The organism is Bacteroides sp. D2, from assembly GCF_025147085.1.
Taxonomy (GTDB): Bacteria; Bacteroidota; Bacteroidia; order Bacteroidales; family Bacteroidaceae; genus Bacteroides.
Genome location: NZ_CP102261.1, coordinates 6,522,139 through 6,536,007, shown reverse-complemented (window position 1 = coordinate 6,536,007; position 13,869 = coordinate 6,522,139). Strand labels below are relative to the sequence as shown.

Below are 13,869 nucleotides of genomic sequence, written 5' to 3'. Positions count from 1 at the left end.
CTTAATGACTTCCGTTTAATGACATTTTATTGTATCTTGGCGCGGTAAGTTCGCTCGGAGAAAGTAATATTCAGGAACAGGGAAAGGCTGTTTTCTTTTTGCATGCCGTTAGGAATTTTCATCTGGCCTTTATATTTCAATCCGATAGAAAGGACGTTGTTATTGCGCAATCCGAAGTTAAGTCCGGTACTGACGTAATATTCGGTTGCCTTTTTCTTTTGAATGACGATATAGGAATTATTAATACCTGTTCCCAATAGGATGCTGACCGGATTACGATAGACATTGCCCAATGTATATCTTCCACCGACTGATAACCGGTGTTGATTCTCAAAACTGACATTGGATTGGGAAGATTGCATCCGGCTCCAGTCCACATATTTGTAGTCGATGGTTGCCATCCAACGTAGAGTGTTGTAGGAAGCTCCGAGCCCAAAGAATTGAGGAAGACATTGGCGATAGCGTTTCAGGCTTTTTTCAATATCATCTCCTCCCGAACTGCTACTAACGTATAAGTTATTATCCTGCTTAAAATCCTGCGAGTAACCATATACGGCACCGGCAACGAAAGAACGTTCGCGGTCTATAGCCCATTTATACTGTACACCGAAATCCGCATAAAAAGTATGTTTGTAGGAGCTGGTTTCTTCTGTGGCAGTACCTTGCGTCTCCGTTTGTGTGATGGTCCCCGTCACATAAGAAAGATTGGTGCCGACAGAAAATCTTTTTCCGAAAAGGTAAGCCGTGCTGATACCCATCTTGGAAAGTCCTCCTTCACCCTGAAAGAGAGAAGAGATAGTACCTCCATTGGTGCCTGCCACTTCTTCATCCAGCGTGATGGCATATCCCACACTGCTGACGGGAGCCATGAAAATTGCTCCATACCAGCGTGGCATAATCCGGCAGCCGATACTTAGGTTATTCAGATTTCCGGTGACGGAACGGTTACTTGCTCCTCGTTGTGAATAAATCTGGTATGCTCCCATGATACCGGCATCGATCTGGAAGCGTTGTTCGGTCAACTCTGTGAGTGAAGCCGGATTGGCATTGTTAAGGAAATTATTTCCTCGCAATGCAATGCCTGTGCCGCCCAGTCCGGCATATTGCCCGCCTTCCCCGGTAGAAAGTTCTCCCAGTCCGAACATGGAAGTAGGGGAGTTCGTTGTATTTTGTGCAATAACTATAGAGACAGGAGTATAGAATGCCAGAAGGCAAAACAAAATCTTTTTCATTGTTGATAAGTTTTGTAAAGTATGATAAGTTTGGTATTCTTTTTATTGGCGGTATGTTCTCCGTCGCCGAAAATAACGCCTTGAAGTGTGGTATAGAACAAGTTGTCCGGAAGAAATAATTGTAGTTTCTGACGATCATATCCGGTAGTTCCCAGGTTTGTTTGCAGGAAAGAGGTGATGTCAAAAGAGTAATAAGTCTCCTCATAAGACATCTCGTCGACTACTAGATTTCCGCTTTGTACGGAACTCCCGGTGAGGTCGGTGATTACACTTTGCGTCACATTTTCATTGTTGGCGGTGTAGAGAGCCAGGCTTTTGGGCAACGGGTACATGCCGTCATAAGTTCCTTTTACCGGATATAACTGTAACGTTGCGCTCTCGATAGTCACAAGCTCTCCTTTTTCGCAGAGATTATTTAAATGTGGGAAGTCGATGGTGACATACATACCTGTCATTCCCTGCAGGTAGACCTGATGCTCGCTTTTTCCGGAAGAGTATTCATTGCCGTCCCCACTTTGCAGGTTGGCTATCGGGATGTTTGAGCGGTCTTGTTCTATTTTGTTGTAAGTCAGTGTGCTGCTTGTATTGAAAACCAGTGTTTTTTCGTTCAGTGTTTCCGTAATCTGGTGATAGTAGACCGTGATGCACATACTGGAGTCGTTGACTTGAAATCCGCTGATACAAGCGTCATTTGCATCGGGTATAAAAGCAATTCCCTTGAAATAATCATGGAAGAAATCCTGAGATTGTACCCATCGGCCATCATTCAGCATCAAGTTGAACCATTCTTCTCCCCATGCATCCGGCAATCGTATTTCCAGTTCTTCGCTCGGTGAGCCCGGAGTAGGACGAAAGTCGAAAGATGCCAGTGGAGTTTCGTTGTAATAGGCAGTAGTAGTGTTGTATAGGTACCCTCTATCGTCCAGTTCTATATTCTTTGTCAGTTCATGCAGATGAATGCGTTGGGTTTTTAGTGTATCTCCCAGGTAATTGCCCGAAGAATACAGGCGTATGGTGATCGAGTCGAACTCATATTGGATGTTTTCATCAAAAGAATAGGAAGGTACTTCATACTCTGCGTAAAAAGAGGCGGTAATTTTCCCCCATAAGTTGTCGTCACGGTATCCTATCTGGCAAACCGTATCTCCCGAAGTGGCTATGGAGTCGCTTAATACTGTACTAAGTAATACCGTACAAGTGTCCATCTGTTCGTTGAGAAATGAACTTTGTACCCATTTCGCTCCTATGGACGATGAATCGTCTACACAAGCGAAAAAAGAAAGAGATATAAAGAATGAAAAAAGTAGTATGATTGACTTCATGTAGTAAAAATGAAATTGGTTTTGTAGCGGCAAAAGAAGAGGTTTTAAATAGTCCTCCAAAAAACTATCGACTAAATCTCTGTATTTGTCGACCTGAATTTTGTTGGTAGATAGAATGTCTGTATTTGTCGATAGTTTTTTTATGCGTGCCCGTTGCCGCCTACATTTGCGGTTGTAATCAACGACATATTTATGAATACGAAAATGAATAAATTACTTTGCATGATGGTGGTGCTGCTTTCATTGGCGGCATGTACGGATGATACTGAATATACGGCAGGTGTGTGGTATCGCCGTTCTGATTTTGATGGTGTGGCGCGTACGGACGCAGCTGGTTTTACGATTGGTAACGTAGGGTACCTCTGCACCGGATACCGGGGGAGTACCAAAGACCGTTTGAAAGATTGTTGGGCGTATGACATTGAGGCTAATTCGTGGACACAGTGTACATCAATGCCCGATGCAGCTCCAGCCCGGAATGCAGCTACAGGTTTTGCAGTAGGTACCAAAGGATATATTGCTACTGGTTACGATGCGACAAAAAAGGATTATCTGAATGATTGCTGGCAGTATGATCCTGCCACGAATTCCTGGAAGGAGATGGCTTCTATTCCGGATGGAACTGATGGGACTAATATCTATGGTAAACGGTATTATGCGCTTTCTTTCGGCATTGGTCAGTATGGGTATCTGGGTACAGGTTACAACGATAATTATCAAAAGGATTTCTGGAAGTTCGACCCGTCGGTGGGAGATAAAGGAGAATGGACAGCCATGAGTGGATTTGGCGGACAGAAGAGAATGGGCGGTATGGCCTTCGTCATAGATGATATAGCTTATATCTGCGGCGGTGAAAATAACGGTTCGGATGTGACGGATTTCTGGTGTTTTAATCCGGCAACGGGTACTTGGAAAGAATTGCGTGAACTTTACGATAAGAGTGATGATGATTATGACGACGATTACACTTCTATCGTCCGTTCTTATGCTTGTGCTTTCGTGATCGACGGTAAAGGATACATTGCTGCGGGGCAGACTGCTGGTGGTAGTTATCGTTCCAATTATTGGATTTACGACCCTCTGACAGACCTCTGGGATGGGGAAGATTTGACAGATTTCGAAGGAAGTACACGCTCGAAAGCCGTATGCTTTTCTACTGGAAAACGGGGAATTATAGCTACGGGAGGAGCTTCTACTTATTATTACGATGATACTTGGGAGTTGAAGCCTTATGAATATGAAGAGAAATAAAAAAATAATAGGTATTAGTTGCTTTGTCTTGCTGCTTTTAGTGGGAATCATATATGGGTATATGCATTCGATAAACATATATCGGCTGGAAGTAACCCAGATTGAAGGTAGTGGATACGGTTATAAGATTTATGAGAGAGAGCGTTTGATAATCGTTCAGCCTTTTATCCCGGTTGTATCCGGGAAAAGGCCTTTTCAATCGGTGCAAGATGCCCAATGTATCGGAAATTTAGTGCTGGAACGAATTAAAGCTGGAAATGAATTTGCCATATCAAAGGCTGACCTGGATAACTTGGGAGTAGTGTATTAATGCCACCATGTTGGCACAGTCATGCCACCTCATTGGCACGATAGTGTCAACATGGTGGCACTGTTGTGTCAATACGATGGCACAAACTAAAGCATTAAGTACAGATTATTTCTTCTCTTCTTCTTTGGGTGCAACTACATAATCTTCTTTGATAAACTCATCATACACCCGCTTGGGATGATCGAATGGTGCGGTTCCATTCTTCTGCTCATTGAAGTTTTCCCGGCGGAATTGTTTCAGTTTCAAATTATCTTCTGCATACTCCCTCAATTTCTTATGCTCATTTCCATAAAGCGAACTTTCAGTTACGTCAGAATTGAGCAGGTTTTCTTTAGGAGTGATAGTAGGTAGGAGCACTTGTTCCAACAGACCACGATAGGCACCGTTATATTCGCACCATACGATATCGTTGGCTACAAATATACGATAGGAGTACTTAGACCAGGCAGTTTTGATTTCAATAGATGTAGCATAAATTTCAATGGTAGCTTCTGAACCATACGCTTGGTCACGGATCACAACGGTCGTCCGACCGCTAAGTTCTTCCTTCACGGAAGTTTGCCACTTATCAGAGTGTAAGATCTCTTCGATAATTTCCGGCAAATTTTCTTTAATCTCAAACTGTATTCTCATGGTGCTTGCCTGCGGGCAGGACTTTTTAATTTTTTTCCTCCTTAAACAATTAAGTTAGCCTAAAGTTACATAGATTGAAGCAAAAAAACAAGATTTTGTTGAAATATTTACTATTTTTGCTGAATGAACTACCTTTTCCGTTTGTTTTTGTTATAAATATGCATGAATAGTAAATACAGAGAGAGCATGTATAAAAGAGAATGGAAATTAGAAGATAGGAGAAAAAATGAAGAACTTACAGATAGATGGATCTACCGGTTTAGTGTTGGAAGGCGGGGGAATGCGTGGAGTATTCACCTGCGGCGTACTTGATTATTTTATGGATCATGATATCCGGTTTCCCTATGCGATAGGAGTGTCTGCCGGTGCATGCAACGGATTGTCGTATGCATCACGGCAACGGGGACGTGCCAAGTACAGCAATATCGACTTGTTGGAGAAGTACAATTATATCGGTCTGAAATATTTGCTCAAAAAGCGTAATATTTTGGATTTCGATCTATTGTTCAATGAGTTCCCCGAACACATTCTTCCTTATGATTATGAAACATATTTTGCTTCACCGGAACGTTTCGTGATGGTGACTACTAATTGCATTACGGGAGAAGCCAATTATTTCGAAGAGAAAAAAGACAGGCGCAGGGTGATCGATATTGTCCGTGCATCCAGCAGTCTCCCTTTTGTGTGTCCTATCACTTATGTGGATGAGATTCCTATGCTTGATGGGGGAATCGTAGATTCCATACCTCTGCAAAGAGCTATTGCGGATGGCTGTACGAGAAATGTCGTGATACTTACCCGTAACCGGGGATATCGGAAAGATTCGAAAGATATTCGTATCCCTTCGTTTGTATACCGGAAATATCCGAAGTTGCGTGAAGCGTTAAGTTGCCGGTGTGCTGTTTATAATGAACAGCTGGAAATGGTGGAACGCATGGAGGATGAGGGAAAGATTGTCGTTATCCGTCCTTTGAAACCTGTAGCTGTAGACCGTATAGAGAAAGATGTGCAAAAGCTGACAGAGTTTTATAAGGAAGGGTACGAATGTGCGAAAGCTTTATTTTCATTTTGACTTTGTATATTGCTTGGCAGCCTTTTCCAATTTCCGACTCATTAATTCTACCAATGTCTTGGGATAAAGAATTTCTATTCCGTCAACATATCCGAAGAATACCCGTTCTAACTCATGATTGATTACGACTTCAATTTCCAGTATGACGCTTCCGTCGGGTAGCCTTTCCACCAGTTGTTGACTGCGATGTATAGGCTTGGTTATGATGTAAGGTGCTTCGGCTGCCGCTACTTTGAAACCAACTTTCTCTGCTACGCTTCCGGAGTTTTTGGTGACACCTACCAAGTCGTCGAAGAACGTATTCGGATCGAAGAATGTATTTTTGATATAGTGTTCTTGTGGCAGAACTTCCAATGATTGTATTCTGTCCAAAGCTAAATTTTGCAATATTCGTCCGTTTCCTCTGACTCCATAAACGAACCACCGGTTGCGATATTCTTTTAATAGATAAGGATAAAAAATAAAGCTGTTAGCGGAACGTGCCTTGAACGAACGATATTTGAGCTGTATCGGATGCTCGTTTACAATCGCGTGATAGATCGTATCCAGATAATCCAGTCCTTTCAATGATTCATTCTTTTCAAAGTCAATGACAGGAGTGGTTTTCATCCGGGCAGAAGCGACATGGTCTTCCAGGCGGTTGATAATATCGCTCATTTCCGTGAAATAGGAGAAACCCTTAAATTGCCGTAACACTTCCACTGCTTCCGACATCGTTTTCAGGTCTTGTTCATTCAGCGGGGTTTGTGTAATGCTGTATTCCGGATCTTCGTATTTATAGTATTTATTTTCGTACACCACAATCGGAGCGTTATAACCCAGCTTCTCGCTACGCATCATCTGTATATCCATTTGTACCGTACGTTTGCTTATGCCTTTATCAATGCCTTCGTATTCATAAAGAGCATCCGAGCAAGCATCTACCAAATCTTCCAACGTCCAGCGTCGATAAGGATTACGCAGACAGTTATCAATTGTTTTATAACGGATTAAGGCATTTCTATTTGCTGGCATAAGTAGAAGAATAAAGATTTGCTTCAAAAGTAGAAAAATAAATTCAGGAAAACAAAGAGGTTACAGGTCTTTATTTCCATAATATTTTCCTAATTAGGTATCTATTTCTACTACTTTATCTTTTTTTTCCTCGATTAATTCGATTTTAAGTCATTATTAATTCACTTTTGTGGAATTTATTAAGGGATGCCTCTTTACTTTGCTGAAAATAGTTTTAAGGACTTAATGGTATAACATGAAAAACAAAGAAATAACATGGTAAAAAGGTTGAATTGGTTATTGGTCTATTTATTGTTTTCAATAGGGATAATGGCACAGTCCGGCGGCAGGAAACAGTACAATTCTTACAAAGGATTGGTTATGGCTGGTTATCAGGGGTGGTTCAACACCCCTGGTGACGGTTCCGGCCGTGGCTGGCATCATTACAATGGTCGTGAAGGATTTCGTCCGGGATCGTGTTCCGTAGATCTTTGGCCGGAGGTATCGGAGTATAAGAAGCTCTATAAAACGGATTTTACTTTTGCGGATGGTAAGCCTGCATCCGTCTTTTCTTCTTATGACGAGTCGACTGTCAATGTTCATTTCAGATGGATGAAAGAGTATGGACTGGATGGAGTGTTCATGCAGCGTTTTATCGCAGAAATCCGGAATGAAAGCGGATTGAAGCATTTTAATAAAGTATTGAACTCGGCAATGAAAGCTGCTAATAAATATGAACGGGCTATTTGTGTGATGTATGACTTGAGCGGGATGCAGCCTGGAGAAGAAAAACTGTTGCTCAAAGACATTGCGGAAATAGCGCAACGCCATTCTTTAAAAAATCATGCGAAAAACCCTTCTTATCTGTATCACAATGGCAAACCGCTGGTAACTGTATGGGGTGTGGGATTTAATGATAATCGCCGTTATGGATTGAAAGAAGCTGCACATATTATCGACGGCTTAAAATCACAGGAATTTAGTGTGATGCTTGGAGTACCTACCCAATGGCGGGAGCTGAAAGGGGATACGGAATCAGATCCCAGGTTGCATGAGCTTATCAGAAAATGCGATATTGTGATGCCTTGGTTCGTGGGACGTTACAATGAAACCACTTATCCGAAATATCAGAAGTTGGTGGAAGAAGATATCCAGTGGGCGAAAAAGAATCAGGTTGATTATGTACCGTTGGTTTTTCCGGGTTTCTCCTGGGGGAATATGAAAGGTAAAGATCATAATTCATTTATCCCCCGCAATAAAGGATCTTTTCTTTGGAAACAGATGATGGGAGCTATCCGGGCGGGTGCCGAAATGATTTATGTAGCTATGTTTGACGAAATTGATGAGGGGACGGCTATCTTTAAATGTGCAAAGGAAGTTCCGACAGGAAAAAGTACATTCGTTCCTATCGAGGAGGGAGTAGAAAGTGACCATTATCTGAAACTGGTTGGTGAAGCCGCTAAGGTTCTGCGCAAAGAAAAGGCGATAGCTTTTAATACCAGCCTGAATCCGGCAACTCCGAATCCTTTCATCCGGCATATGTACACAGCAGACCCTTCGGCTCATGTTTGGGAAGACGGACGTCTGTACATATATGCTTCCCATGATATAGCACCTCCGCGAGGTTGTGATTTGATGGATCGTTATCATGTGTTTTCAACCGATGATATGGTGACATGGACGGATCATGGAGAGATATTAAGCTCCGATCAGGTGCCATGGGGACGCAAAGAAGGAGGATTTATGTGGGCTCCGGATTGTGCTTATAAAAACGGCACTTACTATTTTTATTTTCCTCATCCCAGTGAAACAGACTGGAACGACAGTTGGAAGATCGGAGTGGCTACCAGCAATAAACCGGCGGAAGGATTCAAAGTGCAGGGATATGTTGAAGGGATGGATCCGATGATTGACCCTTGTGTCTTTGTAGATGACGACGGGCAGGCGTATATCTATAATGGCGGTGGCGGCACCTGTAAAGGTGGTAAGTTGAAAGATAATATGATGGAATTGGATGGCCCGATGCAACTCATGAAAGGACTGGAAGATTTCCATGAGGCAGCCTGGATTCACAAATATAATGGAAAGTATTATCTCTCTTATTCCGACAATCATGATGAAAACTGGAACGATGGAGTGAAGGGGGACAACCGGATGCGCTATGCGATCAGTGACTCTCCGTTGGGACCTTGGGAATCGAAAGGTATTTATATGGAACCGACTGACAGCTATACCAATCATGGATCTATTGTCAAGTTCAAAGGACAATGGTATGCCTTTTACCATAACAGTGCGTTGTCCGGGCACGACTGGCTTCGTTCTATCTGTGTAGATAAACTGTATTACAATCCTGATGGTACAATCAAGCTGGTAAGGCAAACAAAATGAGTGATTGACTAAAGAAAAACGAATATAACATGAAAAACAAAATGAAATGGATGTTGGCAATAGGATTATTGTCATGTTCAATGGCAATGGCGCAGCAACAAAGTGATATACTGTCGGTATCGGCTTCTGCCAATGCGGACAATGCTGCTTTAGCTTTTGATAAAAATGTAAAGACGATGTGGACATTACCTTCGCAGGCACTAAAGACCGAGCAATGGCTGATGTTTACCATCCAGCAACCGGGTGATGTTTGCGAACTGGATCTTCAGATGCAGGGAGTCAACAAAAATGAACTGAAAGAGGTATTGGATATCTTTGTCACTTATGATCCGATGAATCTGGGAACTCCCGTAAACTACCGGATAGAAGGCAATGACAAACAGATGAAAGTGAAATTCACTCCTAAATATGGCGCTCATGTCAAGTTGAATTTCAAGCCGGGAAAGCTGGATAAACCTTTCTCTCTAAAGGAGATTTCAGTATTGGTAGCAGAGAAAGTACTGACAGATAGTAAAGGGAAAGTGACTGACCGTCGTTATATGGATGCATCGCTTCCGGTAGAAGAACGGGTGGAAAGTCTGCTGGCAGTGATGACACCTGAAGATAAAATGGAATTGATTCGTGAAGGATGGGGGATTCCCGGTATTCCTCATTTATATGTACCGCCTATCACAAAAGTAGAAGCCGTACATGGTTTCTCGTATGGAAGCGGAGCGACTATTTTTCCGCAGGCTTTAGCAATGGGAGCCACTTGGAACCGGAAGCTGACGGAAGAAGTGGCGATGGTAATCGGAGACGAAACGGTAGCCGCCAATACAAAGCAGGCATGGTCACCGGTGCTGGACGTTGCGCAGGATGCACGTTGGGGACGTTGTGAAGAGACTTTTGGAGAAGATCCGGTATTGGTATCACAAATAGGTGGTGCATGGATCAAAGGATATCAGTCCAGAGGATTATTTACCACTCCCAAGCATTTTGGCGGACATGGTGCTCCATTGGGTGGGCGTGACTCGCATGACATCGGTTTGTCTGAACGTGAAATGCGTGAAGTTCACCTGGTTCCGTTCCGTCATGCTATCCGAAACTATGACTGTCAGTCTTTGATGATGGCTTACTCCGATTATATGGGTATTCCGGTTGCCAAGAGTACGGAACTGCTGCAACAGATTTTGCGGCAGGAATGGGGATTCAACGGATTTATTGTCAGTGACTGTGGTGCTATCGGTAATCTGACTGCCCGTAAACATTATACGGCACAAGATAAGATTGAAGCTGCCAACCAGGCATTGGCTGCCGGTATTGCCACTAATTGCGGTGATACTTATAACAATAAAGAAGTGATTCAGGCCGCCAAAGACGGACGCATCAACATGGAAAATCTGGACAACGTATGTCGTACCATGCTTTCTACCATGTTCCGTAATGAACTCTTTGAAAAGAATCCCTGCAAACCGTTGGACTGGAAGAAGATTTATCCGGGATGGAACTCTGATAGCCATAAAGAGATGGCACGTCAGGCAGCCCGTGAATCTATCGTAATGTTGGAGAATAAAGAGAACCTTCTGCCTTTGACCAAGAACCTGCGTACAATAGCTGTACTGGGTCCCGGAGCAGACGATCTCCAACCGGGTGATTACACTCCGAAACTACTACCCGGACAGTTGAAGTCTGTATTGACAGGCATTAAAGAGGCTGTTGGTAAGCAAACGAAAGTTCTTTATGAGCAGGGTTGTGACTTTACAAATCCGGATGAAACGAATATTCCCAAAGCAGTAAAAGCCGCTTCTCAATCCGATGTTGTAGTAATGGTATTGGGGGATTGTTCTACCAGCGAAGCCACCAATGATGTTCGCAAGACATGCGGTGAGAATAATGACTGGGCTACTCTGATTCTGCCGGGTAAACAACAGGAATTGCTGGAAGCGGTTTGTGCGACAGGTAAACCGGTGATTCTGATTCTTCAGGCAGGACGTCCTTATGATATTCTGAAAGCATCGGAAATGTGTAAAGCTATTCTCGTAAACTGGTTACCGGGACAGGAAGGCGGTCCGGCAATGGCAGATGTACTGTTTGGTGATTATAATCCCGGTGGTCGCTTGCCGATGACTTTCCCACGTCACGTAGGACAACTTCCTTTATATTATAATTTCAAAACATCGGGGCGTCGTTATGAATATGTAGATATGGAATATTATCCTCTTTACCGTTTCGGATTCGGTCTTAGCTATACCTCTTTTGAATATTCGGATTTGAAGATACAGGAAAAACCCAATGGAAATGTGACGGTTCAGGCTACAGTGAAGAATATAGGAAGCCGTGCCGGTGATGAAGTAGCACAATTGTATGTGACGGATATGTATGCCAGCGTCAAAACCCGTGTTATGGAGTTAAAGGATTTCGATCGTATTTATTTGCAACCGGGAGAATCGAAAACCGTCTCTTTTGAACTGACGCCATACGACATTTCATTGCTCAATGACCACATGGACAGGGTAGTGGAAAAAGGAGAATTCAAAATATGTGTCGGTGGTATGAGTCCTGACTATGTGGCCAAGAATGAGATTAAACATAGTGTGGGTTACAGCGATAAGAAAAAAGGGGTGACCGGTATGCTTAACTATACGCACGAATTCGGTGCCGACTTTATCCTTTCTGTATCCAAAGTAGAAGAGAATTTGACGAAGAATCAAAAGACTGTATGGGTCAGCGTGAAGAATAATGGCACGCTGATGGATATTGGCAAGGTGGAAATGTTTGTTGACGGCAAAAAAGCAGGGGATGCCATTCATTATGAACTGGGAGCCGGAGAAGAAAAACTGATTCCGTTCAAACTGGATAAAGACAACAAGCAACCTGTTGCTTTTACTACTAAATATAAGATGGTGGCTCTGTAGAGCCATCACTTTCATCTAATTCCTGATAAAATGAAACAATTACTTTTGGTTTCGTGGTTGCTGTCACTGTCCGCTATCTTGGGATTGCCGGAAGTGAAAGCAGATGTAAGGATGCCTTTGATTTTCGGCAACCACATGGTTTTGCAGCAAGATACCCGGATTACGATTTGGGGATGGGCTGATGCCGGAGAAAACATTGAAGTACTCTTTGCCGGACAAAAAGTGAGAACCACTGCCAATGCCGACGGGACATGGCAGGTAAAACTGAAGCCGGTAAAAACGAAGAAAAAAGGAGAGACGCTGACTATTACCGGAAAAAACAAACTGGTTTATTCGGATGTGCTGGTAGGTGATGTATGGGTTGCTTCCGGACAATCAAATATGGAGTGGGGGATCAAGGTCAGAAAAGAATATGCTGATGATATAGCTCATTCGGAAGATTCGTTGTTACGTTTATTCTTTGTTCCTAAAAATACGTCATTACAGCCATTGTCGGAGATTGAAATTCCTCAAGGAACCGCCAGTCCCGAACGGGCTGCCAGATGGGTGCTTTGTACTCCGGAGATGCTGGCAAAAATAAATGGGCAGGGTTTCTCTGCCACTGCCTATTACTTTGCACGTGATATGCGTGCTGCAAACGGACGTCCGTTAGGAGTGATACAGTCTGCCTGGGGTGGTACACGTGCAGAAGCTTGGACAAGCCTTTCCGGGCTAAAGCAGGAGCCTGCATTGGCTCATTATGTAGCTGCTTACGAGAAAAATGTGAAAGATAATCCGGAAATACTGGCTACTTATCCGCAAAAGCAGAAAGAGTTTGATACAGCAGTCAGAGAATGGGATCAAACAATAGGTAAAGAGTGGAATCAGGCACAGAAAGAATGGGCGGTAGCCGTACGGGCTGCACAAGCCGATGGGAAACCGGCGCCCGCCAAACCGGAACCCAGAGTACCTCGTCCACCCAATCCACGCAAACCGGATGGTGGAAATAACGGTCCGGCTAATCTGTTTAACGCCATGATTTCTCCTTTAATTCCGTTAAGTATCAAAGGAGTAATCTGGTATCAGGGTGAATTTAATTCCGGTGGCTCGGCAAAAGAATATGCGACACTTTTTTCCCGGATGATTACAGATTGGAGGGAGAAATGGGGAATAGGAGATTTTCCTTTTGTATATGTACAGCTTCCTAATTTCGAGCCTGTAGATCAGGAACCTTCTGTTGAGGGGAACGGTTGGCGTTGGGTGCGCGAAGGTCAGTTGAAAGCACTGAACCTGCCTAATACTGCGATGGCGGTAACGATTGATGTTGGCGACCCGTTCGATTTGCATCCGGTTGATAAATACGATGTAGGACATCGGTTAGCCCTTGCTGCCCGTAAATTGGCATATGGAGAGAAAATTGTTGGTATGGGACCTCTTTATAAGAAAATGTCAGTGAAGGGCAATAAAATTATCTTGGAGTTTACCAATCAGGGTAAGAAGTTGATGATAGGGACTTCTCCCTATATTCCTGAAGGAGAACAGGTTCGTCCAAAGCCGACAAAGCTCACGGGATTTGGCATTGCCGGGGCCGACCGTAAATTTGTTTGGGCGGATGCCGTCATAGAAGGTAATAAGGTCATTGTATCGAGTCATGAAGTTGCCGAACCAGTAGCTGTGCGCTACGGATTTTCCAATAGCCCGCGTTGTAATCTGTATAATGAGGAAAGGTTGCCGGCATCGCCTTTCCGTACAGATCACTGGGAATGACACAAATACCGGAATAAATAAAAAGAAA

General features: G+C 43.4%; 10 protein-coding genes. 6 read left to right on the top strand and 4 right to left on the bottom strand.

The window, feature by feature from the left end; translation table 11 throughout:
• Positions 1 to 26 precede the first annotated feature (26 nt).
• On the bottom strand, positions 27 to 1,232 hold the full coding sequence (locus tag NQ505_RS24665) for a hypothetical protein (protein WP_004307127.1): 1,206 nt from the start codon (positions 1,230 to 1,232) through the stop codon (positions 27 to 29).
• The gene (locus NQ505_RS24660) at positions 1,229 to 2,554 is read right to left on the bottom strand and encodes a DUF4270 family protein (protein WP_004327062.1); all 1,326 of its coding nucleotides are present in this window, start codon (positions 2,552 to 2,554) and stop codon (positions 1,229 to 1,231) included. Before NQ505_RS24660 ends, NQ505_RS24665 begins: the two co-directional genes overlap by 4 nt.
• A gap of 192 nt (positions 2,555 to 2,746) precedes the next feature.
• Here NQ505_RS24660 and NQ505_RS24655 point away from each other — a divergent pair, with 192 nt between their 5' ends.
• Both NQ505_RS24655 and NQ505_RS24650 read left to right on the top strand, forming a co-directional pair.
• Complete coding sequence (locus NQ505_RS24655) at positions 2,747 to 3,805, top strand: Kelch repeat-containing protein (protein ID WP_004301004.1); 1,059 nt, start codon at positions 2,747 to 2,749, stop codon at positions 3,803 to 3,805.
• The gene (locus tag NQ505_RS24650; protein WP_004321609.1) at positions 3,786 to 4,115 is read left to right on the top strand and encodes a DUF4907 domain-containing protein; all 330 of its coding nucleotides are present in this window, start codon (positions 3,786 to 3,788) and stop codon (positions 4,113 to 4,115) included. Before NQ505_RS24655 ends, NQ505_RS24650 begins: the two co-directional genes overlap by 20 nt.
• Positions 4,116 to 4,220: 105 nt before the next feature.
• Here NQ505_RS24650 and NQ505_RS24645 read toward each other — a convergent pair whose 3' ends face one another.
• Entirely contained in the window at positions 4,221 to 4,748 is a 528-nt protein-coding gene (locus tag NQ505_RS24645; RefSeq protein ID WP_004307123.1) for a hypothetical protein, read from the bottom strand.
• 226 nt (positions 4,749 to 4,974) lie between these two features.
• Here NQ505_RS24645 and NQ505_RS24640 point away from each other — a divergent pair, with 226 nt between their 5' ends.
• The gene (locus NQ505_RS24640) at positions 4,975 to 5,820 is read left to right on the top strand and encodes a patatin family protein (protein WP_008999745.1); all 846 of its coding nucleotides are present in this window, start codon (positions 4,975 to 4,977) and stop codon (positions 5,818 to 5,820) included.
• Here the strand turns inward: NQ505_RS24640 and NQ505_RS24635 are convergent.
• Positions 5,812 to 6,834 carry a helix-turn-helix transcriptional regulator gene (locus NQ505_RS24635; protein ID WP_008999746.1) on the bottom strand — a complete coding sequence of 341 codons (1,023 nt, stop codon included), beginning with the start codon at positions 6,832 to 6,834 and terminating at the stop codon, positions 5,812 to 5,814. The two genes, NQ505_RS24640 and NQ505_RS24635, sit on opposite strands and share 9 nt — an antisense overlap.
• Positions 6,835 to 8,280: 1,446 nt before the next feature.
• Between NQ505_RS24635 and NQ505_RS26290 the strand changes: the two genes are divergently transcribed.
• From NQ505_RS26290 to NQ505_RS24620, 3 genes are read left to right on the top strand one after another with little or no spacing between them, the layout of a single operon-like run.
• Positions 8,281 to 9,201, top strand: a complete 921-nt coding sequence (locus tag NQ505_RS26290) for a family 43 glycosylhydrolase (RefSeq protein WP_369748563.1) — start codon at positions 8,281 to 8,283, stop codon at positions 9,199 to 9,201.
• 29 nt (positions 9,202 to 9,230) lie between these two features.
• A complete protein-coding gene (locus NQ505_RS24625) occupies positions 9,231 to 12,095 on the top strand; it encodes a glycoside hydrolase family 3 C-terminal domain-containing protein (RefSeq protein ID WP_008999748.1) in 2,865 nt (954 codons plus the stop codon).
• Positions 12,096 to 12,125: 30 nt separating this feature from the next.
• Positions 12,126 to 13,841: a sialate O-acetylesterase gene (locus NQ505_RS24620; protein WP_008999749.1), complete on the top strand. Its 1,716-nt coding sequence runs from the start codon at positions 12,126 to 12,128 to the stop codon at positions 13,839 to 13,841.
• Positions 13,842 to 13,869 lie beyond the last annotated feature (28 nt).

What these genes read in the sequence shown, in the direction of transcription:
- NQ505_RS24635 (WP_008999746.1), bottom strand. Translation starts at nt 6,834, where the DNA reads ATGCCAGCAAATAGAAATGCCTTAATCCGTTATAAAACAATTGATAAC.
- NQ505_RS24640 (WP_008999745.1), top strand. Translation starts at nt 4,975, where the DNA reads ATGAAGAACTTACAGATAGATGGATCTACCGGTTTAGTGTTGGAAGGC.
- NQ505_RS24650 (WP_004321609.1), top strand. Translation starts at nt 3,786, where the DNA reads ATGAATATGAAGAGAAATAAAAAAATAATAGGTATTAGTTGCTTTGTC.
- NQ505_RS24625 (WP_008999748.1), top strand. Translation starts at nt 9,231, where the DNA reads ATGAAAAACAAAATGAAATGGATGTTGGCAATAGGATTATTGTCATGT.
- NQ505_RS24620 (WP_008999749.1), top strand. Translation starts at nt 12,126, where the DNA reads ATGAAACAATTACTTTTGGTTTCGTGGTTGCTGTCACTGTCCGCTATC.
- NQ505_RS24660 (WP_004327062.1), bottom strand. Translation starts at nt 2,554, where the DNA reads ATGAAGTCAATCATACTACTTTTTTCATTCTTTATATCTCTTTCTTTT.
- NQ505_RS24655 (WP_004301004.1), top strand. Translation starts at nt 2,747, where the DNA reads ATGAATACGAAAATGAATAAATTACTTTGCATGATGGTGGTGCTGCTT.
- NQ505_RS24665 (WP_004307127.1), bottom strand. Translation starts at nt 1,232, where the DNA reads ATGAAAAAGATTTTGTTTTGCCTTCTGGCATTCTATACTCCTGTCTCT.
- NQ505_RS24645 (WP_004307123.1), bottom strand. Translation starts at nt 4,748, where the DNA reads ATGAGAATACAGTTTGAGATTAAAGAAAATTTGCCGGAAATTATCGAA.